At 64.7% G+C, this 26,094-nt stretch carries 26 protein-coding genes and 1 tRNA gene; 16 read left to right on the top strand and 11 right to left on the bottom strand.

Annotated features, from left to right (window positions below; translation table 11 throughout):
• Window positions 1-96: 96 nt before the first annotated feature.
• The gene (locus tag BG90_RS02615) at window positions 97-321 is read right to left on the bottom strand and encodes a hypothetical protein (RefSeq protein WP_025989722.1); all 225 of its coding nucleotides are present in this window, start codon (window positions 319-321) and stop codon (window positions 97-99) included.
• 67 nt (window positions 322-388) lie between these two features.
• Here BG90_RS02615 and BG90_RS34570 point away from each other — a divergent pair, with 67 nt between their 5' ends.
• Entirely contained in the window at window positions 389-658 is a 270-nt protein-coding gene (locus BG90_RS34570; protein ID WP_124072295.1) for a hypothetical protein, read from the top strand.
• A gap of 154 nt (window positions 659-812) precedes the next feature.
• Here the strand turns inward: BG90_RS34570 and BG90_RS02610 are convergent, their stop codons facing one another.
• On the bottom strand, window positions 813-1,724 hold the full coding sequence (locus tag BG90_RS02610) for a class I SAM-dependent methyltransferase (protein ID WP_234419669.1): 912 nt from the start codon (window positions 1,722-1,724) through the stop codon (window positions 813-815).
• Between the two features lie 347 nt (window positions 1,725-2,071).
• Here BG90_RS02610 and BG90_RS02605 point away from each other — a divergent pair, with 347 nt between their 5' ends.
• A complete protein-coding gene (locus tag BG90_RS02605) occupies window positions 2,072-2,548 on the top strand; it encodes an inhibitor of vertebrate lysozyme family protein (RefSeq protein WP_010114435.1) in 477 nt (158 codons plus the stop codon).
• A 15-nt stretch (window positions 2,549-2,563) separates the two neighbouring features.
• Here the strand turns inward: BG90_RS02605 and BG90_RS02600 are convergent, their stop codons facing one another.
• The 4 genes from BG90_RS02600 to BG90_RS02590 form a co-directional block, all read right to left on the bottom strand.
• Window positions 2,564-2,908, bottom strand: a complete 345-nt coding sequence (locus tag BG90_RS02600) for a hypothetical protein (protein WP_045568039.1) — start codon at window positions 2,906-2,908, stop codon at window positions 2,564-2,566.
• A 49-nt stretch (window positions 2,909-2,957) separates the two neighbouring features.
• Window positions 2,958-3,170 (bottom strand): 30S ribosomal protein S21, encoded by a 213-nt coding sequence (gene rpsU, locus BG90_RS30950; RefSeq protein WP_010102313.1) that lies wholly within the window; start codon window positions 3,168-3,170, stop codon window positions 2,958-2,960.
• Between the two features lie 41 nt (window positions 3,171-3,211).
• A complete protein-coding gene (locus BG90_RS02595; RefSeq protein ID WP_010102314.1) occupies window positions 3,212-3,421 on the bottom strand; it encodes a hypothetical protein in 210 nt (69 codons plus the stop codon).
• A gap of 75 nt (window positions 3,422-3,496) precedes the next feature.
• On the bottom strand, window positions 3,497-3,781 hold the full coding sequence (locus BG90_RS02590; protein ID WP_010114436.1) for a hypothetical protein: 285 nt from the start codon (window positions 3,779-3,781) through the stop codon (window positions 3,497-3,499).
• A gap of 773 nt (window positions 3,782-4,554) precedes the next feature.
• On the opposite strand from BG90_RS02590, the gene BG90_RS34565 reads away from it, so the two are divergent.
• From BG90_RS34565 to BG90_RS31640, 3 genes are read left to right on the top strand one after another with little or no spacing between them, the layout of a single operon-like run.
• Window positions 4,555-5,055: a hypothetical protein gene (locus BG90_RS34565; RefSeq protein ID WP_124072294.1), complete on the top strand. Its 501-nt coding sequence runs from the start codon at window positions 4,555-4,557 to the stop codon at window positions 5,053-5,055.
• On the top strand, window positions 5,042-5,785 hold the full coding sequence (locus BG90_RS02580; RefSeq protein ID WP_124072293.1) for a hypothetical protein: 744 nt from the start codon (window positions 5,042-5,044) through the stop codon (window positions 5,783-5,785). Before BG90_RS34565 ends, BG90_RS02580 begins: the two co-directional genes overlap by 14 nt.
• A gap of 31 nt (window positions 5,786-5,816) precedes the next feature.
• Window positions 5,817-6,917 (top strand): reverse transcriptase family protein, encoded by a 1,101-nt coding sequence (locus BG90_RS31640; RefSeq protein ID WP_158335882.1) that lies wholly within the window; start codon window positions 5,817-5,819, stop codon window positions 6,915-6,917.
• A gap of 100 nt (window positions 6,918-7,017) precedes the next feature.
• Here BG90_RS31640 and BG90_RS02570 read toward each other — a convergent pair whose 3' ends face one another.
• The gene (locus BG90_RS02570; protein WP_010114440.1) at window positions 7,018-7,593 is read right to left on the bottom strand and encodes a recombinase family protein; all 576 of its coding nucleotides are present in this window, start codon (window positions 7,591-7,593) and stop codon (window positions 7,018-7,020) included.
• Between the two features lie 632 nt (window positions 7,594-8,225).
• On the opposite strand from BG90_RS02570, the gene BG90_RS02565 reads away from it, so the two are divergent.
• Both BG90_RS02565 and BG90_RS02560 read left to right on the top strand, forming a co-directional pair.
• Window positions 8,226-9,326 (top strand): type IV toxin-antitoxin system AbiEi family antitoxin, encoded by a 1,101-nt coding sequence (locus BG90_RS02565; RefSeq protein ID WP_045568038.1) that lies wholly within the window; start codon window positions 8,226-8,228, stop codon window positions 9,324-9,326.
• Complete coding sequence (locus BG90_RS02560; protein WP_010114442.1) at window positions 9,295-10,236, top strand: nucleotidyl transferase AbiEii/AbiGii toxin family protein; 942 nt, start codon at window positions 9,295-9,297, stop codon at window positions 10,234-10,236. Before BG90_RS02565 ends, BG90_RS02560 begins: the two co-directional genes overlap by 32 nt.
• Window positions 10,237-10,622: 386 nt before the next feature.
• On the opposite strand, the gene BG90_RS02555 is transcribed toward BG90_RS02560, so the two are convergent.
• Both BG90_RS02555 and BG90_RS02550 read right to left on the bottom strand, forming a co-directional pair.
• Window positions 10,623-10,697 (bottom strand) — tRNA-Arg (locus tag BG90_RS02555).
• 312 nt (window positions 10,698-11,009) lie between these two features.
• Window positions 11,010-11,192, bottom strand: a complete 183-nt coding sequence (locus tag BG90_RS02550; protein ID WP_010102316.1) for a rubredoxin — start codon at window positions 11,190-11,192, stop codon at window positions 11,010-11,012.
• A gap of 277 nt (window positions 11,193-11,469) precedes the next feature.
• Between BG90_RS02550 and BG90_RS02545 the strand changes: the two genes are divergently transcribed.
• The 5 genes from BG90_RS02545 (at window position 11,470) to BG90_RS02525 (ending at window position 19,440) form a co-directional block, all read left to right on the top strand.
• Complete coding sequence (locus BG90_RS02545; RefSeq protein ID WP_010102318.1) at window positions 11,470-11,877, top strand: DUF4399 domain-containing protein; 408 nt, start codon at window positions 11,470-11,472, stop codon at window positions 11,875-11,877.
• A 162-nt stretch (window positions 11,878-12,039) separates the two neighbouring features.
• Window positions 12,040-13,986 (top strand): ATP-binding cassette domain-containing protein, encoded by a 1,947-nt coding sequence (locus BG90_RS02540; RefSeq protein ID WP_010114443.1) that lies wholly within the window; start codon window positions 12,040-12,042, stop codon window positions 13,984-13,986.
• A 204-nt stretch (window positions 13,987-14,190) separates the two neighbouring features.
• On the top strand, window positions 14,191-16,173 hold the full coding sequence (gene parE / locus BG90_RS02535) for a DNA topoisomerase IV subunit B (protein ID WP_010102321.1): 1,983 nt from the start codon (window positions 14,191-14,193) through the stop codon (window positions 16,171-16,173).
• Window positions 16,174-16,237: 64 nt separating this feature from the next.
• Complete coding sequence (parC, locus tag BG90_RS02530; RefSeq protein ID WP_010114445.1) at window positions 16,238-18,568, top strand: DNA topoisomerase IV subunit A; 2,331 nt, start codon at window positions 16,238-16,240, stop codon at window positions 18,566-18,568.
• Window positions 18,569-18,981: 413 nt separating this feature from the next.
• A complete protein-coding gene (locus BG90_RS02525; protein ID WP_010102323.1) occupies window positions 18,982-19,440 on the top strand; it encodes a CopD family protein in 459 nt (152 codons plus the stop codon).
• A 50-nt stretch (window positions 19,441-19,490) separates the two neighbouring features.
• Here BG90_RS02525 and BG90_RS02520 read toward each other — a convergent pair whose 3' ends face one another.
• Complete coding sequence (locus tag BG90_RS02520) at window positions 19,491-20,375, bottom strand: LysR family transcriptional regulator (protein ID WP_010102324.1); 885 nt, start codon at window positions 20,373-20,375, stop codon at window positions 19,491-19,493.
• 105 nt (window positions 20,376-20,480) lie between these two features.
• On the opposite strand from BG90_RS02520, the gene BG90_RS02515 reads away from it, so the two are divergent.
• The gene (locus BG90_RS02515) at window positions 20,481-20,936 is read left to right on the top strand and encodes a multidrug/biocide efflux PACE transporter (protein WP_010102325.1); all 456 of its coding nucleotides are present in this window, start codon (window positions 20,481-20,483) and stop codon (window positions 20,934-20,936) included.
• A gap of 97 nt (window positions 20,937-21,033) precedes the next feature.
• Here BG90_RS02515 and BG90_RS02510 read toward each other — a convergent pair whose 3' ends face one another.
• Entirely contained in the window at window positions 21,034-21,996 is a 963-nt protein-coding gene (locus BG90_RS02510; RefSeq protein ID WP_010102326.1) for a LysR family transcriptional regulator, read from the bottom strand.
• A gap of 208 nt (window positions 21,997-22,204) precedes the next feature.
• Between BG90_RS02510 and BG90_RS02505 the strand changes: the two genes are divergently transcribed.
• The 3 genes from BG90_RS02505 to BG90_RS02495 all read left to right on the top strand — a co-directional run bounded on the left by BG90_RS02505 (window position 22,205) and on the right by BG90_RS02495 (window position 26,062).
• Window positions 22,205-23,518, top strand: coding sequence for an MFS transporter (locus BG90_RS02505; protein WP_025989724.1), 1,314 nt, complete (start codon window positions 22,205-22,207; stop codon window positions 23,516-23,518).
• A gap of 1 nt (window position 23,519) precedes the next feature.
• Window positions 23,520-24,779 (top strand): Zn-dependent hydrolase, encoded by a 1,260-nt coding sequence (locus BG90_RS02500; RefSeq protein WP_010102330.1) that lies wholly within the window; start codon window positions 23,520-23,522, stop codon window positions 24,777-24,779.
• A 257-nt stretch (window positions 24,780-25,036) separates the two neighbouring features.
• Window positions 25,037-26,062, top strand: coding sequence for a histone deacetylase family protein (locus BG90_RS02495; RefSeq protein WP_010114448.1), 1,026 nt, complete (start codon window positions 25,037-25,039; stop codon window positions 26,060-26,062).
• Window positions 26,063-26,094: the final 32 nt, after the last annotated feature.

Here is a 26,094-nt window from a genome sequence, read left to right as displayed (position 1 = left end):
GGCGACGGCGATTTCGGTTGCTTCTGCGGGCGGCGTCGTGCGAGCGGGCAGCAAGGACGGCGCGTGCGAGGCGGCGCCATCGCGAGCGAAGCCGCATCACTCCCAGATGCTGCGCACGGCGACCGCGACGATCACCGGCACCGAAAAGACGAGCGGGATCGCGAAGTACGGCGCTTCGCGATCGACGATCCACGAGTAGATCACCCACGCCGCGCCGAGGCCGAACGTCACGAGACCGACCAGCACGGCGAATAGGTTGAGCGCGAGGTTCGACGGGCGTCGGCGTTTCTTGTCGGCGGGATCGGGGGGGCTGGCTTTCATCGCGATTCGGAAGGCTTCGTGGCCGGCCGCGCGCAGGCTGCTGGCGGCGGTCGGGCGTCGGATCGGCGTGCCGCAGCAAACGCGGCGCGGGTCGCGGCAGACGGCGGCGAGCGGCCGGGCCCGTTGCTTCGCCGACGGTGTCCGGAACGGCGGATCGGCGTCAATCATCGCAGCAAAGCTTGCGGTCTTGCAAGGCAAGCATCGTGCATGCCAGGCGAAAGGGGCGATCCATGGCGAGGCGATTCGGGCGATGCGCGATGCAGGCTCGCTCGCGGCGTCGTCCGAAGGCCGCATTGCCGATGCGGACTCGCCGGCTGCGATCGACGGTGCTGCATGACGAGCGTTCGGCGTGCGCTCGTCATGCCGCCACGTACGAATCGAAGGCGCATCGCGCGCGCTCGGTCGCGCGCGTGGCGACCGGCGCCGTGGTTTCGCGCCAGCCGCCGCGCAGCCGGCGAATCGCGGCGACCGGCGCCGCTGCATCCGGAAGACTATTTGCGCTTGTCGCGCAGCCCGTTCTTTCGGATGACGATGCCGGCCGACGTCACCACGTGCGCCGCCATCAGCAGCTTCAAGTGCGTCTCCTGCCGGTACGGCGGCAGATCGATATACGAATCGAGGTAATGCGAATCCGGCGCGACGACGAACGGCTGCACTTCATGCCCGAGATCCTGCAGACGCTCGACGAGCGCCAGTATGTCCCGCTTCCGATAGAAGACGACGGGCCCGTGATCCAGCGTGCTCTCGTTCGACGACAGATTGAATTCGGTCGTGTGGCACGCGATGCCGCCGTCCTTCAGCGTCTGCTCGACGCTGTCGACGACGAACTGCATGCCCGCCTCGAGCGAGCCGAGATGCTCGAAGCAGCACGACGACCACGTGAAATCGAAGCCGGTGAGTGTCTTGTCGATCGCGGTCATGTCGCAGATCCGATACGACACGTGGCGATCGAACTGCTCGTTGGACACGATGTCCGGATAGCGCAGCTGATCGCGCGAGCTGCTGTGCTCGAACGACTTCGTCCAGCCGGCCTGCTCGCCGATTTCTTCGGGCGCGTCGGTCGCGACGACCGATACGCCGCGGCTCGCGAAGTATGCGGGCAGCCGTTCGCGCCCGACGCCGAACACGAGCCCGCGCTTGCCCGCGGCCAGCATGCCGGCCTGTTCCAGCTTGTGGATGATGAACGCCCATTCCCAAACCTTGCGGTGAAAGCGCGGCTCGATGCCGAGGCGCGCGCAGATTCGCCGATATTCGGGGTGCAGAAGATCCGATGCGCCGCAGGTCGAGGCCGACATGAACCGGTGCGTGTCCACGGCATCGGCGATGTCGAATCTCGGTACGAACATCTGCTTGCGGAGGCTCGTCTCGACCTGCACGTCGAGCGTTTCCTTCAACTGGGCCACTTGGGATTCGAGCCCTTGGATGCGCGCCAGGAGAGCGGCATGGCTTTCCGTTTGGCTCACGTCGTTGTCGTTCACTTGATGTCGTCCTGGTAATAGTTTTAATGACGCGACTGCCGGGTAATGCCGATTGGAGCAGCGACGATCATAGCGCAAAAATACACGAATGCCAGAGCCTTCCGCGGGAGTCGAAGGGGGCATGGAAGCGGGCGTCGGCGGCGATACGGCGCGGGTGTTTATTGCACGTTTTCGCATCGGAGGCGAATGGCCGGCAGGATTCGCGCAACGCGACCGGAACTTGCCGGCGGAGCTTACGTCTCATTCGAAACGAATAATCCCGGGGGGCATTCATGATCTTTCAACTCTTGCGTTCGTCCGCATGCGCCGCAGCAGTGGCCGTACTGATCGTCGGCGCGGCGGGTCCGGCGATCGCCGCCGACGAGCCGGCGCCGACTTTCTCCGAGGCCATTGCGCAAAGCGCGAACCGCACCGCGTGGCAGCGGATGCTCGCGAAGGAAACGCGCGTGCCGGGCTGGCTCGCGAGCGACAACCGGGTCAGTTCGCCGTACAAGCGCGAGCAGGTCGACGGCGCGTCATATCTGGTGGGATGGATGTGCAAGCCGCACGATTGCGCGGCCAACCAGTTCTACGGCGTGATCGACGAAGACGCACACCGGATGTGGGGGATGCTCGTGACGCTGCCGGAGATGCCGGGCGCCTACGACGCGCCGAGCAAGTACGCGAGCTTCCGCTGGTTCGGCAAGCCGGACGAACGGATGAAGGCGTATCTGCAGGAGCAGTTGAAGCAGGATCCGAACTGGAAGTGACTTGCGCGATGCGGTTCAGACGTGCGTTCGCAAGTACTGCGTGCATTTCGCGCGAAGCATCAGCGCTTCGATCGTCGTGTTGTCGACGTCATGGCGGCAGAGTTGAAGCAGCGAAGAGGCTGAAGGGGGCGCCCGTTCGTCGACGGAATACATCGAGCGCGCGATTTCGCCGGACGCGCGCGCGAGCCAGATTCGGTCGCGCCAGTCGCATTGGGTCTGCTGCGACGACAGCCACGCGCGCATCGATTCGACCAGATAGTCGGGGCGCAACCACCTGCGGGTCAGCGTCCGGGTGACAAGCTGGTTGATCACGAGAAAGCACAGCAAGTCGACGTAACGGGTATGAATCGGCGGGTGCATGTCGTGTCCAGGTTACGCGTCCGGCGCCCGGCCGGACGCGACGGCATCGCTAGTATGATTTCTTGGGCGGCATCGACCGCTTGAGGCGTGCTCGCTGGCGCGCGACGGCGCTGGCCTTCTTGCGTTTTCGCATCGCGGTCGGTTTTTCATAGCTGCGGCGGTCGCGCAATTCGCGAATCAGGCCAACGCGTTCGATTTCTCTTCGAAAGCGCCTGAGCGTGACGTCGATGGGTTCGTTGAGCCTGGGCGTGATGGTCGTCACAAGTTTCCTTGGCGTGAGTAGGAAGACGGGGCGAAGTGCGTTCATCGGGGCGGGCACATGATCTTGCCGGCCATGCCGTCCGATTCGCGCTCCGAATTTCCGACGCCGAGCGACAGCGCCCGGACGGCGGCGTACGTCAGGGATGCGCGATAACGGGATCGAACGTCGTCGAAGGTTCCGGACGGCGGTTTGCAGTCGACCTGTGCGATTTCGTTCGGCGGCACGAGACAAGGAACCTCGTCGATGAGCATTTCATCGGGCAGGAATCGTGTGAGGCGCCCTCGTCGAATCGAGATTTTCTGCGGAATGCGAAGAAGCGACGCCGGTCAGCCGGCTTCGGAAAACACCCAGTGCTCGCCTTCGTTCCGGTCGATGATCTCCTCCGCGTACAGCAGCGATGCTCGTCGCGCATCGCCGGCGTTGGAGAACGGAGAGCGATCGGCGAGCTTGAAGATGCGGCCTTGGGAGGAGGCCGTTTGCTGCGAGCGCGGGCAGATTCGCACGGCGGCGTCGAAGCCCGCTTCGTAGTTGTGGCCGCGGCCCTCTCCGGCGGGCACATGGGGATAGATGAGCGGATGAATTTCGAATCCGCGATACACATGCATGCTCATGGCGAACTCCTGGCGATCGTGAGCAGCGGATCGCGATGATCGGATGGCTTCGGCTTCGTGCGCGTGCGACGCATCGAGCGTCCTGTGCAGCGCGGAAGGCGTCGATTGCGTGAGAGGCAGCGACGCACGAGGGGAAGGGTGCGACGAACAATCTGGAGCGTTTGCGTAAGGAACGCGAGCAGATCGGACCCATCATACGCGCGTTGGGTGAGTTGTCCAGAAAAAACGAGCATCGGCGGGGCTGAGCGGGCTTTTTCTTGTGAAGCTTGGGAGACGTTTGGCGCTTGGCTGGTCCCCGACAGAATTCATATCTCTAGGCTGGAAGCGGTTCATGGATGCAGCGCTTTCATAGATACCAACGGAAATACCAACAGACATCTGAGCGAAGGCTCGATCGGCCGAAGCAGATACTATAGGAACCATATGTCGCGCCGCCGGAGGCAAAAATCTTTGGAGATTTGGAGACAAGTACTCGTATCGGCTTGTCTGCCTTGTCTGGCGGGGGCGTGGCCATCTCCAAGTGTGTCTCCAAAATACACATTTTCTTGGAGACAACGTTGGAGACAGGCGAGTGAGCGTACAGTGTTTGCGCGCTCGCTTTGTAAATTGTCCCGCCGTCTGGGACGCTGCGCGCAAAGGAGTCCCCGCGCCGCCGCCTTCTCGGCCCATGACAAAAGAAGCGGATTTCGATCTCATGCGAGATTTTTCTGCACCCGCCGGATTCACCCGATTTCGTATAATGGGTGCCTTGTTGATGCGGGCAAGCGACTACGATGGAAAGAGTGGCAAACTCTTTAGCGCAGCAGGCGATCGATGCCCAAGATAAGGGGGATGCGAACCTCTACGGCCGCAGCGCATTCAATCGATACTATTACGCAGTCTATTTGTCCGTCCGAGAAATGCTCCAGTCTGGACAACCGGAGTATGCAGGAGCGTCTCACAGTGATCTCCCGGGACTCTTGGAAGGTGCGGTCCTTAAGCGCATCAAGTCAGAGGTCCAACGCCAAGTCAAACTGCAGTTGCTGACCCACGGCGAGGGCGAGGGGATGATTCATGTAGCAACGGACGCCCTCACCAGCTTGGCGGATATTCTGCGCGATGGCTATCGCATGCGAGTTATTGCTGACTACAAGCCGGCTGTTCTTGCAATCGTAGAAAACAAGCGTGTCAGGCTTGAGGATAAAAATTCGGATGCCGCTCGGAATTGGAATAAACGTGCGCGTCACGCCATTGGAAGCATTGTGAGTATTTGGAGAAAACTTGGCCAAATCTAGCGAACAGGATGTGTTGGACGCACTCGGCGATCATCGGCGGCACGTCAAGAGCATCCGCATCGCCGATGGAACCATATTTCTTTCGATGGATGCTCAGCGGGTTGCATCCAGTGCTCATGAGCAAAATCAGACTTCTCGCCGGCGATTGGCCAATCTATCTAAGGTACTCAATGCCCGCTTCAATATGGACGTACACATCGCTCTGTCATCTGACGATGAAAATGAGCGGGTCGAAGCCCTACTGCGTGACACTCTTACGCGAGCGTTTCCGGACATAATTACAGAGGTTACTGTTGGCTTCATTGAAGCCGATCAAGGTGTTGTCTGGATTGACGCGGAAGACGTGACGTCGATCGAACGTGCTAATGAGATAAGGGACGCCGCGCAGGCCGTGCTCGATGCTGTGGCACTTCCAAACGGTACGATCCACATACAGGCGCCAGTGGCGCAAGAGCCGACCATAGTTGCCATCCTTGTGCAGGCGAAGATCATGTCTCCCGCCACCGTCAACGAGTTGCACACGGTCCTTGCGCAAAATTTCTGGATGCCGTCAGAACGTTGGTTGTCGACAAAGCTGGATACTCTGAGAAAGAAGGGTCTTTTGTTGCGTGATCGTGATGGCCGGTTCTACATGACGGAGTTGGGCCTCGTGACGGTGCCTCATGGACGACGCAGGAGTTCCACGGACGTCGTTCGGGCACTTAGACTGAGCAGAAGGAAATGGCAGTGATATACTCGCCCCGGTGGCGTGTTTCGCGAGAGTGCGTATCGCGCTCATTTGCGAAGACCATGGACAGAAGGGTGCCTGCCGAACGGCGGCCGCTCCCTCGGATCGTCCGCCGTTCGGCAGGCGACTCAACGAAAGCAATCTCAGCTTTGCTCTTCCCGTGAACACGCCACCACTTCTTGTAAATTTCCCGTCTTTGGACTTCCTCCTCAAGGCTCTTGCGGAGGAGACGCGAGAGATCCATGCTGACGAGATTCGTTTCCTCATTGAGCGGCAACTTCCCCCGGCCGTTTCGACTCGCGTTATCGCCACACTATTCGGGTTCAGTCCGCTTTTTTTGAGCGCTATCGCCCGGCGACCAGACCGCTACTATCGGCAATTTGAAATCCGCTCTGGTGCAAAGCTGCGGCAAATCCAGTCTCCAAAAGTTGCTTTGAAGCTTATTCAGCGATGGATAGGTGGAAATTTAGCGACATCGTTGACGTATCCGGACTGTGTCTACGGATTCGTACCAGGCCGCTCGCACATCGAGGCAGCAGCGAAACACTGCGGTGCGGATTGGGTGTACTCCGCTGACGTGAAGGATTTCTTCCAGAGCACTAGCTTCGATGCCGTACAGCGAGCATTGACGGAAGTGGGTTACCAGCCGAAAGCTGCGCAACTCGTCGCGACCTATAGTTGTTTCAAGGGCTTTCTTGCTCAGGGCGCTCCGTCAAGCCCAGTGCTATCCAATCTGGTGTTTCTCCCGTACGATCGTCAACTGCTAGAGTACGCTGTTCAGTGCGATATTACGTACACACGTTATGCCGATGACGTTGTGCTTTCTGGTCGAGGCCAACCGCCTGAGGATCTGAAGGCGTTTATTCATCAAACGATCGAAGCTGGTGGATGGGTGCTCTCCGAAAGGAAAGAGAAACTCTCCGTGAAGCCGCATCGCCTCAAGGTGCATGGATTGTTGGTGGACGGCGATAGCCCTCGACTCACAAAGGGATATCGGCATCGCATTCGAGCACTGACGCATTTGCTTGAGAAGGGCTCAGTGTCTCCGGAAACGATGTCGAAGGTACTGGGGCATATCAACTATGCGAAGCTGGTGGCGGAAAAAGGTCGGGACGAAGGGCAAGGTGGCGATTAATGAAACTTTGATGGTGTCCGCCAGCACGTCAATTGTGGTTTGGTGCGCTCGCCTGCCGGCAGTCGTCAGCGATACGATCTTGATGGCTGCTGGACAAGGCTTATCCGGTAGTGCGTATCCGCATTATCGTTTGGCGGCTTGTGCCGTATTCCCTCGCCAGTCTGGCTATAGGTAAACCTTCACCAAGTTTCTGTAACACCTCCGCTTGTTGTTGTTTGATTAGGGTGGACGGTCGACCCATTGCTTTCCCTTCCGCTTTTGCGCGGGTAATGCCTGCGCGCGTCCGCTCAATCAGCAAGTCGCGTTCAAATTCAGCGACGGCATTCAATACCTGCATCGTCATCCGGCCGGCCGCGCTGGTTAGGTCGACACCGCCGAGCGCGAGGCAATGAATCCGGATGCCGCGATCCGCCAACGCTTCGACGGTCGCGCGCACGTCCATCGCGTTCCGGCCCAGTCGATCGAGCTTTGTCACGATCAACACGTCGCCTTCTTCCATCTTGAGAAGCAACTCCGCAAACCCCGGCCGCTGATTCGCGCTGATGCTGCCGGAAATGCTCTCCGTAACAACCCTGCGCTTGTCGACAGAAAATCCGGCCGCCTCGATCTCGCGGAGTTGGTTGGCTGTCGTCTGGTCAGTCGTGCTTACGCGGGCGTATGCGAAGGTCCGGGACATGCTGGGCTCTCAATGTGTTCGAAATGGATGTACGAATCGCACACCATGTCCAAAAATAGTAAGGCCTTGCTTTCGTACATGGCTTCGCACCAATGTCCAAAAGGGAACGGTTTCGGACACTGTGAATCCTGAGCAACCGATTTGGATTGCGGAGATTCTGAAGTTGGTGAGCGGCGCTTCGTTTAATTAGGGCTGCAAGTAGCTTTGCGCGGGCCCACGGGTAATGCCCATTTTTGCGAAGGGTCGACTGGAACTGGCGTCGACGGCCCAGTTTCCCGATGCAGTAACGCTATTGAGCAACGGATGTGTTCCAGAGTTCGAATGGCGCTGCGCGTGCGGTAGAGCGCGGAAGCGATGTTGCGGACAGGGCGGCTGAAACAGCGTCCGGCACGGGACGCGCCGGTGTGCAGTCACTGTCTGTCTCAACGTAACGATCCGACCCCATCCAGCGTTCCATGGTGTTCGTTAATTCTTTCTTGTACGTTTTCGGGGGACGCAACGTAAAAACATACAGCAACACCTCACGCATCGCGGGCCACAATCGCAAGAGGGATTTCGGTCTGTCTGTACGTTATTTTGAATTTGTACGTTTTTGGCGTACACTGAAAATTATCGTACAAGGAAATTCTTCGATGGCTTCCCTTGATCGCCTTACCGCTACACAGCAGCAAGCGCTAACGCTAGCTTGCGAAGCATTTTCTGACGCGACGCACCACTATCGCGCTGCGCCCATGACTGCAAACGAGAAGAAAGATCTCGCGCATGCTCGGGTTTCGGCAAGCTACGGGGCAGATGCGTGGATCCGATTCACCGTTGCGGGGAAGCGCTTCGACATGCCAGTGGTTATCAACGCGGGTACCCGTTCGCTAGGCGCAAGTATCATCGTCAACCGCATGCTCTCGCGGCGCGCGCCGAACGATGCGCGCCCGCTGATGCTTGTCACACAGCACATAACGTCGAGGATGGCGGATGATCTTATAGCGCAGGGCATCCCGTTTCTCGATACAGCGGGCAACGCATATCTCCAAGAGCCCGAAGCAACCATCATGATCGTCGGGCGTGATAAACCCGCACTGAATCTCAAGGAACCGACGTCGCGCTCGACGACGCCCAAGGGACTGCGCGTGACCTTCGCGCTCCTGACCCAGCCGGGCCTCGTGCACGCCCCCTATCGCACGATTGCGGATTGCTCGGCTGTTGCCTTGAACACAGTCAACGTGGCGATGGACGATTTGATGTACAGAGGACTAGTCGTGCACAAAGGCGCGCGCCGGGTCATTGCCGATCGCCGCCGGCTCATCGAGGAGTGGGTGAGTCTATTTCCAACGCGTTTGCGTCCGAAGCTCAGCCCACGTCGCTTTACCAGTTGGACCAAGGAGAGTAATTGGTGGAGCGGACCCGGGGTTCTCGACATCGATGCTCGCTTGGGCGGCGAAGCGGGCGCGGACATCCTGACCCACGAGATCAAGCCCGCGTCGTTGACGATCTACTCTCACGGGGGGGTAACGCCGCGCTTGATGATGAATGGGATGCTTCGGCCTGATGAGCGCGGTAACGTTGAAGTGCTCGATACGTTCTGGCCGCTCAAGGCGGAAGAAGGTTGGAATCTGCCTCACCGGGAAGTGGTCCATCCACTCCTTGTCTATAGCGACCTAATCACTTCTGGCGACGACCGGAATCGTGCCGTTGCCCAGACTATTTATGATCGATACCTTGCAAAAGAACGCGCTTGAAGTTCCTGTCGAACGGCCTGTCGAGGCGCCCACAATCGCGTTGCTGCGCGACGTGAAAGACGCGTGTGCACGACTTGGTGCGAAATTCGTGCTCGCGGGGGCGACCGCGCGTGACATCCTCATGTGGCATCTGCACGATATCAGAGCCCCCGTCGCCACGCGCGACGTGGACGTCGCTGTGTGCGCCGTTAGTTGGGAGTCCCACGACGCGCTAATCGAACTGTTGGTGCAAACGCAGCGCTTCAGGCGTCATTCCAAGCAGCAGCAGAAGCTGCTGTTCAAGCGCAGCGCGGAAGACTACGAAGGTGAGCTTGATATTGTGCCCTTCGGTCAGATCGAGAGCCCGCCGGGCGAGATCCACTGGCCCCCAGATGGTGACATCGTGATGACGGTTCTTGGGTTCCAAGAGGCGGTCGATACCGCGCAGCCGGTGAGCATCGGTGAAGGTCTTGTCGTGCCCGTCGTAACGCTGCCGGCGTTCGTCCTGCTCAAGCTCATCGCGTGGAAGGACAGGCGACTGACGAAAAATACGGACTCCGCCGACCTGCTGTTCGTCCTGCGCAACTACGTCGATGCCGGAAATATCGAGCGAACCTACGAGCAGGCGACGGACCTGCTCAAGGCCGCGAATTTTGATGTGGGCTTGGCAGCAGCGGGGCTGCTCGGGCGTGACGTACGTGGCCTTGCGTATCCAGACACGCGAGCTGAGCTGCGCGCATTGCTGCGACCGGCTGACGCCTATGAAGCGCTGCGGCTGGATCTCCAAGCGCGTGCCGCGACGCAACTGGGGGGCTTCGTCGATGACTCCGACGCCCTCCTCGCAGCATTCGCGAGAGAGCTTTTGACGGAGGACGACGGGAGTCAGAACGGCACCGGTCCGCAGGTTGGCTCGACAGGTGCCGGTGTCTGATACAAGCGGCACGATCCACCCTCGATATTTTCCTAGGCGAGTTGTCGATGCATCCGGCTTCTCGCCTGGTTGCTATGCGTTGGACGGTCTGAAGCTTTGCGCCCAGAATAGTTGGCGTGGCAAGTCGTGAGAAAATGTGGCCCGTCGAGCCTAGGGCGGCCACCCGAAAACCGGACACCTTCGCCGTCTGGCTTGGCGTTCTTCGTGAAGGCCGCACAGAAGGGGGCGCTATTTATTGCCAAGTACAAAAATACCTTGTCCATTTTTCACACATAAAGCACGCTCCGGTTTTCGTCCACGGCGATCGAGGCAGCGTGTCAGAAGTCCGCCAGATGGGCTTGAGCGGGTAATTTCTTGTGAATCTTGGGGGTGGTTTGGCGCTTGACTGGTCCCCCCGACAGGAATCGAACCTGTATCTAGCGCTTAGGAGGCGCTTGTTCTATCCATTGAACTACGGGGAGCGGATAGGTCTCGCCGGGATCGTCGGAAGCATCGCATATCGACTGCTAACCGTTTCCAAACCTGTCCCGCCGAACTTTGCGATTTTAACGAATTCGCGTGAGATGTGGTGCCGCCGAGCACGGAGTGCGTACGTTCCTCGTCGACCGGTCGATTGCGGCCCCCGGCCGTGCGACGCGGACGACTCAGCACCCTTCGCCGGCTCGATCACTCTCGAATCCTGCCTCGAGTCCGCCGATCGGCGAGGGCAGAGTATAGCAAAGACGTTTCGAGCGAAGATCGCCGTCGATACGTTGATCGCCTCGCCGCGTGAATCAGAACTCCACGACGACGAAATCTTCCTTGCCGACGTCGCACAGCGGGCAGCGCCAGCTGTTCGGGATGTCGGCGAAGCGGGTGCCGGCCGCGATGCCTTCGTCCGGCAAGCCTTCCTCTTCGTTATAGATCCAGCCGCAAATCAGGCAGACCCAGCTCTTGTATTCGACCACTTCGCTCATGTTGCACTCTTGAAGAACCGTTGCATTCGACGCCGCCCGATCGCGCGAACGCGGCGGTCGAGCGGCGAAAGGCGCAATGGTACCGGAATTGTCGCGCGCGCTCGTCGGAGCGCGGCGCGGACCGGGCGCGCACGCTTTTCGTCCGCGCGCGTCGCGAGCCCGGCCGTCACACATGTTGCGCGCGTCGGCCGGGCGTCCGAGCCGGACCCAAACCCGCGACGCGCCCGCCGGTCGCGGTGTATCCTTCGATGGCCTTTCAACCCAAAAGGAGAGAGCGATGCTCAACAACAAATGGCTGGCCGGCGCAATCACCGCGGCCGCGCTGTTCGCGTCCGCCTCGGCGCACGCGGAAGCGAGGGTGTATTTCGTCGAGCCGACCGACGGCGCGTCCGTCACGAACCCCGTCCACGTCAAATTCGGTCTCGAAGGCGATATCGTCTTGAGGCCTGCGGGCGACATGACGCCCCACACCGGCCATCATCATCTGCTGATCGACGGCAAGCCGGTGCCGAAGGGCGAGGTGATCCCCGTCAGCGATCATTCGCTGCACTTCGGCAAGCCCCAGACCGAGACCGACGTCAGGCTGCCGCCCGGCCGCCACACGCTGACGCTGCAGTTCGGCGACGGCGCGCATCGTTCGTACGGGCCGGAGCTCAGCCACACGATCTCGGTCGACGTCAAGTAAGCCCGTCCGGCCGTTCGCCATGCGAGGGCCGCGCCCGGTCCTCGCAGCCTCCGCCGCACGCCGCGTCGCCCGGCCTGTCGCCCTAGGCCATTGTGCCGTGTCGGCGGCGCGCGCCGCCGCCGGTACAATGTGCGCTTCCGATTCTTCTCCGCCGTCTTCCCCATGTCGCTTTATTCCATCACCGGCGCGCAACTCGCGTTCGGCCACGTCGCGCTGCTCGATCACGCGGATTTCTCGCTCGAAGCCGGCGAGCGCGTCGGGCTCATCGGCCGCAACGGCGCCGGCAAGTCGTCGCTGCTCAAGATCGTCGCCGATCTCGCGAGGCTCGACGACGGGCTCGTCACGCGGCAGCAGAGCCTCGTGACGGTCTACGTGCCGCAGGAGCCCGAATTCGAAGCCGGGCAGACGGTGTTCGACGCGGTCGCGTCGGGGCTGACCGAGACGCGCGCGCTCCTCGCCGAGTACGACGGGATCTCGCACCGGCTCGCGGACGCGCCCGAAGGCGCGGAGCACGACGCGCTGCTCGCGCGGATGAACGCGCTGCAATCGTCGCTCGACGCGACGGACGCGTGGAGCTGGCGCACGCGGGTCGCGACGACGCTCGCGCAGATCGGGCTCGACGGCGACACGCGGGTCGATGCGCTGTCGGGCGGGATGCAGAAGCGCGCGGCGCTCGCGCGCGCGCTCGTCGTGCAGCCGGACGTGCTGCTTCTCGACGAGCCGACCAACCACCTCGACTTCGACGGCATCCGCTGGCTCGAAGCGTTGCTCGTCACGCAGCGCTCGGGCCTGTTGTTCATCACGCACGACCGCGCGTTCCTCGATCGCGTCGCGACGCGCATCGTCGAGCTCGACCGCGGGCGTCTCCTGTCGTATCCGGGCAACTTCTCCGCGTATCAAACCCGCAAGGCGCAGCAGCTCGAAGTCGAGCGCGTCGAGAACGAGAAGTTCGACAAGCTGCTCGCGCAAGAAGAGGTCTGGATCCGCAAGGGCGTCGAGGCGCGGCGCACGCGCAGCGTCGGCCGCGTCGCGCGGCTCGAGCAGATGCGCCGCGAGCGCGCGGAGCGCCGCAACGCGCAGGGCAACGTGAGGCTCGACGTCGCGCAGGGCGAGAAGTCCGGCAAGATCGTGGCCGAGCTGACCGACGTGACGAAGCGCTACGGCGACCGCACGGTCGTCGACCGCTTCTCGACGACGGTGATGCGCGGCGACAAGATCGGCTTCATCGGCCCGAACGGCGCCGGCAAGACGACGCTGCTCAAGCTGATCCTGGGCGGGCTTTCGCCCGACGCGGGCACGGTGCGCATCGGCACGAACCTGCAGGTCGCGTACTTCGACCAGATGCGCGCGCAGCTCGACCAGGAAAAGAGCCTGTCGGACACGATCAGCCCCGGCAGCGAGTGGGTCGAGATCGGCGGCGTGCGCAAGCACGTGATGAGCTATCTCGGCGACTTCCTGTTCGCGCCCGAACGCGCGCGGTCGCCCGTCAAGTCGCTGTCGGGCGGCGAGCGCAACCGTCTCCTGCTCGCGCGTCTCTTTGCGCGGCCGGCGAACGTGCTCGTGCTCGACGAGCCGACCAACGACCTCGACATCCCGACGCTCGAACTGCTCGAAGAGCTGCTGACCGACTACGACGGCACGGTGCTGCTCGTCAGCCACGACCGCGCGTTCCTCGACAACGTCGTCACGTCGGTGATCGCGTCGGAGGGCAACGGGCAGTGGCGCGAATACGTCGGCGGCTTCACCGACTGGCAGATCCAGCGCGACCGCGCACAGCGGATCGCCGACGAGGACGCGGCGAAGCGCGCCGCGAAGGAGCCCGCGCCCGCGAAGGACGACGCGCCGAAGAGCGCGGCGGGCCGCAACGCGCAGCGCGCGGTCAAGCTGTCGTTCAACGAGCAGCGCGAGCTCGACGCGCTGCCCGAGAGGATCGCCGGGCTCGAGGCCGAGCAGAAGACGATCGGCGCGCGGCTCGAAGACGGCTCGATCTTCTCGAAGGATCCGCACGAGGGCGCGCGCCTCACCGAACGCTTCGCCGCGCTCGACGACGAGCTGCTCGCCGCGCTCGAGCGCTGGGAGGCGCTCGAAGCGAAACGTAAGCCTTCATGAGTTCGCCGTTGCGGAACCAGTAAAATACGCCGCGTTCCGGGTGGGACCCGCGCCGCCGTCGCGCGCGGCGCGCCGCCCGCTTTCGAAGCAATCCAAGCACGGCATTGTTTCGATTCGAAATTTTATCGAATTCAACGTTTTGTCCACGACGTTATCCACACGAGTTGGGGATAACGTCAAGGTGAATGACGAACCTGAGCTTCTATGTCTACGAAAAAGCCCGCAGCGGCGTATAGCGAAGCATCGATCAAGGTGCTGAAGGGCCTCGAGCCCGTCAAGCAGCGGCCCGGCATGTACACGCGCACCGAGAATCCGCTGCACATCATCCAGGAAGTGATCGACAACGCGTCCGACGAGGCGCTCGGCGGTTACGGCAAGCAGATCACGGTCACGCTGCATCCCGACCAGTCGGTGTCCGTCGAGGACGACGGGCGCGGCATCCCGTTCGGGCTGCATCCGGAAGAGCGCGTGCCCGTCGTCGAAATCGTGTTCACCCGGCTGCACGCGGGCGGCAAGTTCGACAAGGCCAAGGGCGGCGCGTACACGTTCTCGGGCGGTCTGCACGGCGTCGGCGTGTCGGTGACGAACGCGCTCGCGACGCGGCTCGACGTGACCGTCTGGCGCGACGGCAAGATCGCGCAGCTCGGCTTCGCCGACGGCGACGTCGTCAAGCCGCTCGCGACGCAGGCGGCCGGCCGCGGCGAGAAGAAATCCGGCACGCGCGTGACCGTGTGGCCGAATCCGAAATACTTCGATTCGCCGAACCTGCCGACGGGCGAGTTGCAGCGGCTGTTGCGCTCGAAGGCGGTGCTGCTGCCGGGCGTCGAAGTCGTGTTCGTCAACGAGAAGACGGGCGAGCGCCAGAGCTGGAGGTACGAAGACGGCCTGCGCGGCTATCTGCTCGAAGGGATGAACGGCAGCGAGCTGCTGATTCCGCTCTTCGAGGGCGAGCGCTTCGCCGATTCTCGTTCGGGCGACGACACGTTCGCCGAGGGCGAGGGCGCGTCGTGGGTCGTCGCATGGAGCGAGGAAGGCTCGCTCGTGCGCGAGTCGTACGTGAACCTGATTCCGACGCCCGCGGGCGGCACGCACGAATCCGGCCTGCGCGACGGCCTCTATCAGGCGGTGAAGAGCTTCGTCGAGCTGCACAACCTGCAGCCGAAGGGCGTGAAGCTGCTCGCCGAGGACGTGTTCGCGCGCGTGTCGTTCGTGCTGTCGGCGAAGGTGCTCGATCCGCAGTTCCAGGGGCAGATCAAGGAGCGCCTGAACAGCCGCGACGCGGTGAAGCTCGTGTCGTCGTTCACGCGTCCCGCGCTCGAACTGTGGCTCAACCAGCACGTCGAGCACGGCAAGAAGCTCGCCGAGCTCGTGATCAAGCAGGCGCAGGCGCGCACGCGCGCGGGCCAGAAGGTCGAGAAGAAGAAGAGCTCCGGCGTCGCGGTGCTGCCCGGCAAGCTGACCGATTGCGAGACCGAGGACCTCGCGCGCAACGAGCTCTTCCTCGTCGAGGGCGATTCGGCGGGCGGCTCCGCGAAGATGGGCCGCGACAAGGAATACCAGGCGATCCTGCCGCTGCGCGGCAAGGTGCTCAACACGTGGGAGACCGAGCGCGATCGCCTGTTCGCGAACAACGAGGTGCACGACATCTCGGTCGCGATCGGCGTCGATCCGCACAGCCCGGACGACGGCGTCGACCTGTCGAACCTGCGCTACGGCAAGATCTGCATCCTGTCGGACGCGGACGTCGACGGCGCGCACATCCAGGTGCTCCTGCTCACGCTCTTCTTCAAGCATTTCCCGCAGCTGATCGAGCGCGGCCACGTGTTCGTCGCGCGGCCGCCGCTGTTTCGCGTCGACGCGCCCGCGCGCGGCAAGAAGCCCGCGCAGAAGCTCTATGCGCTCGACGAAGGCGAGCTCGAGGCGATCCTCGACAAGCTGCGCAAGGACGGCGTGCGCGAAACGCAGTGGAGCATCAGCCGCTTCAAGGGCTTGGGCGAAATGAGCGCCGAGCAGCTGTGGGACACGACGATGAATCCCGACACGCGGCGTCTGATGCCGATCGCGCTCGGCGACCTCGATTTCGAGGCGACCGTCGAGCGGATGACGATGCTGATGGGCAAGGGCGAGGCCGCTGCGCGCCGCAACTGGCTCGAGGAAAAGGGCAACGACGTCGAAGCGGATATCTGAGCGAAGCCGGGCGCGCGCCCGGCTTCGCACGCATCGCATACGCATACACGGACACGAAATCTAGATGGACGACAACACTCCCGATCTTTTTGCCGAGCCGGCCGCGCCCGAGGGCGATTCGCTGACGCTCGGCCGCTATGCGGAGAGCGCGTATCTCAGCTATGCAGTGAGCGTCGTGAAGGGACGCGCGCTGCCCGACGTCTGCGACGGCCAGAAGCCCGTGCAGCGGCGGATCCTCTTCGCGATGAACGAGATGGGCCTCGGCAACAACGCGAAGCCCGTGAAGTCCGCGCGCGTCGTCGGCGACGTGCTCGGCAAGTACCATCCGCACGGCGACCAGTCCGCGTACGACGCGCTCGTGCGTCTCGCGCAGGACTTCTCGATGCGCTATCCGCTGATCGACGGCCAGGGCAACTTCGGCTCGCGCGACGGCGACGGCGCGGCGGCGATGCGCTACACCGAAGCGCGCTTGACGCCGATCGCGCAGCTCCTCCTCGACGAGATCGGCGAGGGCACGGTCGACTTCATGCCGAACTACGACGGCTCGTTCGACGAGCCGAAGCTGCTGCCGGGGCGGTTGCCGTTCGTGCTGCTGAACGGCGCGTCGGGGATCGCGGTCGGTCTCGCGACCGAGATCCCGTCGCACAACCTGCGTGAAGTCGCGGCGGCCGCGGTCGCGCTGATCCGCAATCCGAAGCTGCCGCACGCGGAGCTGATGCAGCTCGTGCCGGGGCCGGATTTCCCGGGCGGCGGCCAGATCATCTCGAGCGACGCGGAGATTTCGGCCGCGTACGAAACCGGCCGCGGCAGCCTGAAGGTGCGCGCGCGCTGGAAGATCGAGGAGCTCGCACGCGGCCAGTGGCAGCTCGTCGTCACCGAGCTGCCGCCGAACACGTCGGGCCAGAAGGTGCTCGAGGAAATCGAGGAACTGACGAACCCGAAGCTCAAGGCGGGCAAGAAGACGCTCACGCAGGAGCAGATCAACACGAAGAAGTCGATGCTCGACCTGCTCGACGCGGTGCGCGACGAATCGGGCAAGGACGCACCCGTGCGGCTCGTGTTCGAGCCGAAGACGCGCACGATCGACCAGAGCGACTTCGTCAATTCGCTGCTCGCGCACACGAGCCTCGAATCGAATGCGACGCTCAACCTCGTGATGATCGGCGAGGACGGCCGGCCCGCGCAGAAGGGGCTCGCGGCGATCCTCGGCGAGTGGGTGCGGTTCCGCCAGGGCACGGTCACGCGGCGCTGCCGCCACCGGCTCGGCAAGGTGAACGACCGGATCCACATCCTCGAAGGGCGGATGATCGTCTTCCTGAACATCGACGAGGTGATCCGCATCATTCGCGAGTCCGACGAGCCGAAGCAGGCGCTCATCGGCGCGTTCGGCCTGACCGAGCGGCAGGCCGAGGACATTCTCGAGATTCGTCTGCGCCAGTTGGCGCGGCTCGAGAAGATCAAGATCGAGAAGGAGCTCGAGGAACTGCGCGCGGAGAAGGCGAAGCTCGAAGAGCTGCTCGCGAACGAAAGCGCGATGAAGCGGCTGATGATCAAGGAGATCGAAGCCGACGCGAAGCAGTTCGGCGACGAGCGCCGCACGCTGATCCAGCAGGAGAAGCGCGCGACGTTCGAGACGAAGGTCGTCGACGAGCCGGTGACGGTCGTCGTGTCGCAGAAGGGCTGGGTGCGTGCGCTGAAGGGCCACGGACTCGACCCGGCGAGCTTCTCGTTCAAGGCGGGCGACGGCCTGTACGCGGCGTTCCAGTGCCGCACGCCCGACACGCTGATCGCGTGGGGCAGCACGGGCCGCGTGTACTCGGTGTCCGTCCAGGTGCTGCCGGGCGGACGCGGTGACGGCGTGCCCGTCACGTCGCTGATCGAGCTCGAGTCGGGCTCGCATCTGCTGCATTACTTCGCCGCGCCGGCCGAGCAGCCGCTGTTGCTCGCGTCGAGCAATGGCTTCGGCTTCATCGCGAAGGTGGGCGACATGGTGAGCCGCGTGAAGGCGGGCAAGTCGTTCATGACGATCGATACGGGCATAGCGGGAGGCGCGGCGCCGCTCGCGCCGATGCCGGTGCTGCCGGCTGCGTCGCGGGTCGCGTGCCTGTCGAGCGGCGGGCGTCTGCTCGTGTTCGGCATCGACGAGATGAAGACGCTCGGCGGCGGCGGGCGCGGCGTGATCCTGATGGCGCTCGATCCGAAGGAGACGCTCGTGCAGGCGCTCGCGATCGACGCGGCGGGCGTCGTGCTGACGGGCACGGGCCGCGGCGGCAAGGCGCAGGAAGAAACGCTCGCGGGCCGCGCGCTCGAGCCGCACGTCGGCAAGCGGGCGCGCAAGGGACGCGCGCCGGATACGAAGCTGAAGGTGAGCGGGCTGCGTCCGGTGCTCGGCTGACGGGGCGCGTCGTCGGTTGCCTGGTTGGGGCCGCGCGCGTGCGCTGACGTGCGCGGCCTCGGCGGCGAGGCCGCGCGAAAGCGGCGCGTGGGATGCACTGCCGTGCCGGCCGCCAGCTTGCGTCGTTCGTTGCCCTTCGCTGACGAAACGCTCGGCGACGCGCCACGCGGCCGACATGCAGCCGCGCCGTCGCCACGCGGATCGCGCGCAGCATCGCAACGCCGGTAGACAAACAATCGACAAACAAAACGCCGACGCGCAGCCCGGCTAGAGCGGGACACCCAAAAAAGCACGACCCGCGCACATTTCGCTGAACCGCCGCGCGCCGCGGCTGTCGAATGCGCTCATCGTCTCGCGCGCCGTGCGTTTCGCGCAGCGCGCCGGTCATCTGAAAACCAGAAAGGATCCCCATCATGTCTCACGCTATCGCCGTCGCCTTGTTTCTCCATCTGCTGGCGGTCGCGGTGTGGGTCGGCGGCATGGTGTTCGCGAACTTCTGTCTGCGTCCCGCGCTGTCCGACCTGTCGCCGCAGTTGCGCCTGCCGCTCGTCGAAGCCGTGTTCGGCCGCTTCTTCAACTGGGTCGCGGGCGCGGTGATCGTGATCCTGCTCACGGGCGGCTTCCTGCTCACGCAATTCGGCGGCGCGCACGCGACGTGGCCGCTGCACGCGATGGCGGGGCTCGGCGTCGTGATGATGCTGATCTTCGGCCATATCCGCTTCGCGCTGTTCCCGCGCATCCGCCGCGCGGTGCAAGCGCAGAACTGGCCGGACGGCGCGCGCGCCGTCAATGCGGTGCGCCTTCTCGTGGTCGTCAATCTCGTGCTCGGCGTCGTGACGATCGGCGCCTCCGTGCTGTCGCGCGGTTTCTGATGTTTCCGCCGGCGCACGCGCCGTGCGCCGGCTTCGCCGGTGCGCGCGCGTCACGCCGCGAGCATCGTCTCCAGCAGCCATGAGCCGGCCGGCCCGAGCGGCCGGTCGCGCGACCACACCGCATCCACCGGCACGCGCCGCGGCCAGCCGCGCGCATTGAGCTCGACGAGCCGCTCGCGCGCGAAGTGCTCGACCATCCAGCGCGGCAGCTCCGCCCAGCCGAAGCCCGCCACCGCCATTTCCAGCAGCAGCAGATAGCTCGGCGCCGACCAGCAGCGCCGCCCCGCGACGAGCCCCGTTTCGATCCGCTCGCCGTGCGGCGCGACGTAGGTGTTCAGGCGCAGCTCGCGCGCGTCGTGCAGCGCGGCGAGCGGCACTTCGGCATCGACGTACGCGGCGAACGGATGCCGCAGGCCGACGTAGAGCCCGATCTCCGAGCGCTCGGCGATCGTCGCCGCGCCGATGTCGGGCGGGTAGGTGCTGCGCGCCGCCATCAGTCCGAGCTGCGCGCGGCCTTGCTGGATCAGGTCGAGCACGTCGTCGTGCTCGGCGATCTGGCATTCGAACTCGAGCGTCGGAAAGCGGCGGTCGAGCTCCGCGAGCGTCTCCTCGTATCGGCTCGATTGATAGGTGTCCGACACGACGAGCGTGAGCCGCGCCTCCTCGCCGCCCGCAAGACGCGCGGCGACCTGGTCGATCGCCTCGCTCGCCTCGAGCACGCGCTGGACTTCGGGCAAGAGCGCGCGGGCGGCGTCGGTCAGCGTCGGCTGGCGCGTCGAGCGGTCGAACAGCGCGACGCCCAGGTCGATCTCGAGGTTCGCGATCGCCTCGCTGATCGTCGATTGCCGCTTGCCGAGCTTGCGCGCGGCGGCCGAGAACGAGCCGAGGTTGGCCGCCTCGGCGAACGCGAGCAGCGCTTCGGGAGAATGGCGCATCGCGAGTGCTCCTTCTGCATATCGGAAAAACCGATCATAACAAATTGGTTTGGCACGGTTAATCCGATGAAAATAGCGCCATCTCATTCACTGATGGAGCTTTTCATGCAGATGCAAATGGCTAAGCACGTGCCGAGGAAGACGCTGACCGAGCGCCTCGTGCACGCGCTGACGTTCGAAGTGACCGCGATCGCGATCTGCGCGCCGATCGTCAGTTGGATGCTCGGCCTGTCGCTCGTCCACGTCGGCGTGTTGACGGCCGCGGTGTCGGTGATCGCGATGGTGTGGAACGTCACGTTCAACGCGCTCTTCGAGCGGATCGAGCGCCGCTATCGGTTGACGCGTACGCTCGCGGTGCGCGCGGCTCACGCGATCGTGTTCGAGCTCGGCCTCGTCGCGATGGCGCTGCCGCTCGCCGCGTGGTGGCTCGGGATCAGCCTGCTCGAGGCGCTGTTGCTCGACTTCGGCATCCTGCTGTTCTTCCTGCCGTACACGTTCCTGTTCAACCTCGGCTACGACCGCCTGCGTGCGCGCCGGATCGCGCAAAGGGTGGCGGCCTGACGATGAACGCAATCCGAATCCGCTTCGATGGTCCCTTTCGAAAGCCGGCGCGACGCCGGCTTTTTCTTTTTGCGCGGACGCATCGCCGCGCGCCGCGTCACGGTTCGGCCGACAGCCGCTCGTCGAACGCGTAGCGCTGCATCGCGCGCTCGAATCCCTCGAGGAACGCGTGCTCGGCAGCGTTCATCTTTCGCTCGCGATGCCACAGCAAGAAGATGTCGACGTCGACGAGGCCTTCTTCCGGCGGGAGCCGCCAGAGCCGCTGGCGCGCGAGATCGTCGCGGACGATGTGCTCGGGCAGGCAGCCGATCCCGTAGCCCGCGAAGATGAGGCGCCGCACTTCGTCGAGGCTCGGCGACGCCGCGACGATGCGCCCCGTGAAGCCCTTCTGGTCGCGGAACACGGTGAGCGGCGACAGGCTGTCGCCGATCTGGTCGCTCGTAAACGACACGAAGTTCTCCGCGAGCAGATCGTTCATCGTCAGCTGCGTCTGACCGAAGAGGCGATGGTGGCGGCCGCAGAAGATCGCGTAGCGCTGGCGCAGGAACGGCGTGCGCGCGAGCTTGTCGACCGGGTTTCGGCAGAGGCTCAGGCCCGCCGTCGCGGTCTTCTGCAGCAGCGACGAGATGATGTCGGACGAGCGCATCACTTCGATCTGCAGATCGACGCGCGGATATTGCCGGTGGAAGTCGGCGAGGAAGAGGTCGTAGACGCCCGATTCGATGCGGCTCACCGACAGCAGCCGGATCGAGCCCGCCAGGTCGGCCGCGGCGTCGTCGAGCTCGGTGTCGAGCTGCGAGATCGTGCCGTAGATCTCGCTTGCGATCCGGTACACCTCGGCGCCCGCCTGGGTCGGCTCGAAGTGCGGGCCGCGGCGCTGGATCAGCGTGTGGCCGAGCGTGTCCTCGAGACGCTTGAGCGCCTGGCTCACGGCCGGCTGCGTGACGTGCAGGCGCGCGGCCGCGCGGCTCACGCTGCGCGCCTGCATGATGACGAGGAACGTGCGCAGCAGGTTCCAGTCGAGGCGGTCGTTCAGGAAGCGGACGGCGGCGGGGCGCATGGCGGCAAGTCTCCGGCGACTGACATTAGTAAAAATTATGCCGTAGATAATAAGACGAAATTTGACTAATAGTTAATGGATGGCGATAAACGTGCTGCGCGCAGCCGCTTGCGTGCGGCGCGGGCCCTCCGCGACGGGCCCGCGCGACGTCGAGTGCACGCCCGCCGATTCGCCGGGTGCCGCGCGTGAGCAGAGAGGAGATCCCGCGATGACTGCCCCCCAACCGTCCGCGCGCCAGCCGGTGCGCGCCGCCGGCGCCGCGTTCGTCGGCACGATGATCGAGTGGTACGACTTCTACATTTACGCGACCGCCGCCGCGCTCGTGTTCGGCGAGCTGTACTTTCCGTCCGGCGATCCGTTCGTCAGCACGATGGCGTCGTTCGGCACGTTCGCGGCCGGCTTCTTCGCGCGGCCGCTCGGCGGCATCGTGTTCGGCCATCTCGGCGACCGGATCGGCCGCAAGAAGGCGCTGATGACGACGCTGATGATGATGGGCGTCGCGACCGTCTGCATCGGCCTGTTGCCGAGCCATGCGTCGATCGGCATGCTCGCGCCCGTGCTGCTCGTGCTGCTGCGGGTCGTGCAGGGCGTCGCGGTCGGCGGCGAATGGGGCGGCGCGGTGCTGATGGCGGGCGAGCACGCCCCCGAAGGGCGGCGCACGTTCTTCGCGTCGTTCGCGCAGCTCGGCAGCCCGGCCGGGCTCATCCTGTCGCTCGTCGCGTTTCGCGCGGTCACGTCGCTCGACAAGGCCGATTTTCTCGCGTGGGGCTGGCGCCTGCCGTTTCTCGCGAGCGCGGCGCTCTTGATCGTCGGGATCGCGATCCGGCTCGGCGTCAACGAATCGCCCGAGTTCGAGGCGGTCAAGCGGACGCGCGCGACCGCGAAGCTGCCGATCGCCGACGTGTTCCGCTCGGCATCGGGCCTCGTGCTGCTGTGCATCGGCGCGAACACGATCGGCATTGCCGGCGTGTACTTCACGAACACGTTCATGATCGCGTACACGACGCAGCAGCTCGGCATCTCGCGCTCGACGATCCTCGATTGCCTGTTCGCGGTCGCGATCATTCAGTTCGTCGCGCAGCCCGTCGCCGCGTGGCTCGCCGAAAAGACCGGCGGCGCGCGCTTCCTGAAGCTCGCGGCCGTCGCGGCGATGGCGTCGCCGTATCCGATGTTCATGCTCGTGACGAGCGGGCGGCCCGGCGCGATCGTCGCCGGCATCGCGCTCGCGGTGGCGTGCATGGCGGGCTTTTATTCGGTGATCGCGGGCTTCGTGTCCGGCGTGTTCCCGGCGCGCATCCGCTATTCGGCGATCTCGCTGTCCTACCAGGTGTGCGGCGCGCTCGCGGGCGGGCTCACGCCGCTCGTCGGCACGTGGCTCGCGCATCGCCACGCGGGCGCGTGGCTGCCGCTCGCGCTGTTCTATACGTGTCTTGCGGGGCTGTCGCTCGTGAACATCGTCGCGCTGGATGCGCGCCGCTCGGCCCGTCATGCTTCGGGTCGCGAAGTAATGGAGGCGCGCTGACATGACGCTTGCATTCGATTGGCGATCGCTCGCCGTGAACGGCGAGCGACTGTGGCGTTCGCTTGCCGAGATGGCCCGGATCGGCGGGACCGCGAACGGCGGCGTGCGCCGGCTCGCCGCGTCCGACGACGACAGGCGCGGCCGAGATCTGTTCGCGCAGTGGTGCCGCGACGCGGGGCTCGCGGTCAGCGTCGACGAGATCGGCAATCTGTTCGCGCGCCGCGGGGGCGCGGACGCCGCGGCGCCGCCCGTCCTGATCGGCAGCCATCTCGACACGCAGCCCGAAGGCGGGCGCTTCGACGGCGCCTACGGCGTGCTCGCCGCGCTTGAGGTCGTGCGCAGCCTGAACGACGCGGCGATCGTCACGCGCAAGCCGATCGAGATCGCGTCGTGGACCAACGAGGAGGGCGCGCGCTTCGCGCCTGCGATGCTCGGCTCGGCGGTGGCCGCGGGCGTGATGCCGCTCGCCGATGCGCTCGCCGTGCGCGACGCCGCGCAGGCGACGCTTGCCGACGCGCTCGATCGGATCGGCTATCGCGGCGCGCGGAAGGCGGCGCGGCCGGCGATCGATGCGTACTTCGAGGCGCACATCGAGCAGGGGCCGGTGCTGGAGGCGAACCGAACCGAGATCGGCATCGTCACGGGCGGGCAGGCGATCCGCTGGCTCGACGTGACGATCGCGGGCCAGCCCGCGCACGCGGGAACGACGCCGATCGCGCATCGCCGCGACGCGCTGTTCGGCTTCGCGCAGATCGCGGACGGAATCGAACGGATGCTCGCGGACTTCGCGCCGCACGGGCTCGCGACGATCGGCTGCGTCGGGATTCCGAATGCGTCGCGCAACACGATCGCGGGCGCGGTCGCGTTCACGCTCGACTTGCGTCATCCGGACGACGCGACGCTCGACGAGATGGCGCGCGCGGCGACCGAGGTCTGCGCGCGCGTCGCTGCGCAGCGCGGCTTGCGCATCGACGCGTCGACGCACTGGACGAGCCCCGCGACGCCGTTCGATGCGGCTTGCGTCGCGAGCGTCGAGGCCGCGGCCGAGCGCTTCGGCTATCGGCACGAACGGATCGTGAGCGGCGCCGGGCACGACGCGATCCATCTCGCGAAGCACTGCCCGAGCGCGATGGTGTTCATTCCGTGCGTCGGCGGGTTGTCGCACAACGAAGCCGAGGATGTGCTGCCCGACGACGCGACGCGCGGCGCGAACGTGCTGCTCGGCGCGGTGCTTGACCGCGCGGGCGTGATGGAACGGTGAGTGCCGGATCGCTGCGCGACGGAGCGCGAGACGGCGAGCGGGCATGCATCGAAACGAGCGTCGCGGCCGTCGATCGACATCGATTCGATCGATGTTGATCGACGATTATCGAATCGGAGCGCATTCGGACATCGCATGCCGAATGCGAAACCCGAAACGCGAAACGCGAAACGCGAAACCGACACGCACCGCCTCGACCACCCGATAACCGATAACGGGCGCCGCGCGGCCCGCCCGTCCAACCCGAGGAACGCAAGATGCTCACGTACTTCCACCCCGACCAATCGCTGCATCATCCGCGCACGTACTATTCGCGCGGCCGGATGCGCACGCCGCAGGAGGTGCCCGATCGCGCGGCGCGGCTCGCCGCGGCGGCGCTTGCGATGGGATTCGCGGTGCGCGAGCCGGCCGACTTCGGCATCGCGCCGATCGCGGCCGTGCACGACACGCGCTACCTGCGCTTTCTCGAAACCGCGCATCGCGAATGGAAGAAGATGCCCGAGGACTGGGGCGACGAAGTGATGTCGAACATCTTCGTGCGCGAGCCGAACGCGCTGTGCGGCGTGCTCGCGCAGGCGGGCCGCTATCTCGCGGACGGCAGCTGCCCGGTCGGCGCCGACACGTGGCGCGCCGCGTACTGGTCCGCGCAGAGCGCGCTCGCGGCGGCGGCGGCAGTGCGGGACGGCGCGCGCGAAGCGTACGCGCTGTGCCGGCCGCCCGGCCACCATGCGCGTGTCGACGCGGCGGGCGGTTTCTGCTACCTGAACAACGCGGCGATCGCCGCGCAGGCGTTGCGCGCCCGTCATGCGCGCGTCGCGATCCTCGACACCGACATGCACCACGGCCAGGGCATCCAGGAGATCTTCTATGCGCGGCGCGACGTGCTTTACGTGTCGATCCACGGCGATCCGACGAACTTCTATCCGGCCGTCGCGGGCTTCGACGACGAGCGCGGCGCGGGCGACGGCTGCGGCTACAACGTGAATCTGCCGATGCCGCACGGATCGAGCGAAGCGGTGTTCTTCGAGCGCGTCGACGATGCGCTGCGCGAGCTGCGGCGCTTCGCGCCGGATGCGCTCGTGCTGTCGCTCGGCTTCGACATCTATCGCGACGACCCGCAGTCACAGGTCGCGGTGACGACGCAGGGCTTCGGCAAGTTAGGAAGCCTGATCGGCGCGATGCGGCTGCCGACCGTCATCGTGCAGGAGGGCGGCTACCACATCGAGAGCCTCGAAGTGAATGCGCGGGCGTTCTTCGGCGGATTCGGCGCGGCGCGCGGCTGACGCGGCGGCGTGGGCACGTGCGACAGGCGGTG

Origin of the sequence: Burkholderia oklahomensis C6786 (assembly GCF_000959365.1) — a bacterium.
Lineage (GTDB): Bacteria > Pseudomonadota > Gammaproteobacteria > Burkholderiales > Burkholderiaceae > Burkholderia > Burkholderia oklahomensis.
The sequence above is the reverse complement of the archived record's forward strand: the minus strand, read 5'-3'. Positions and strand labels throughout refer to the sequence as shown.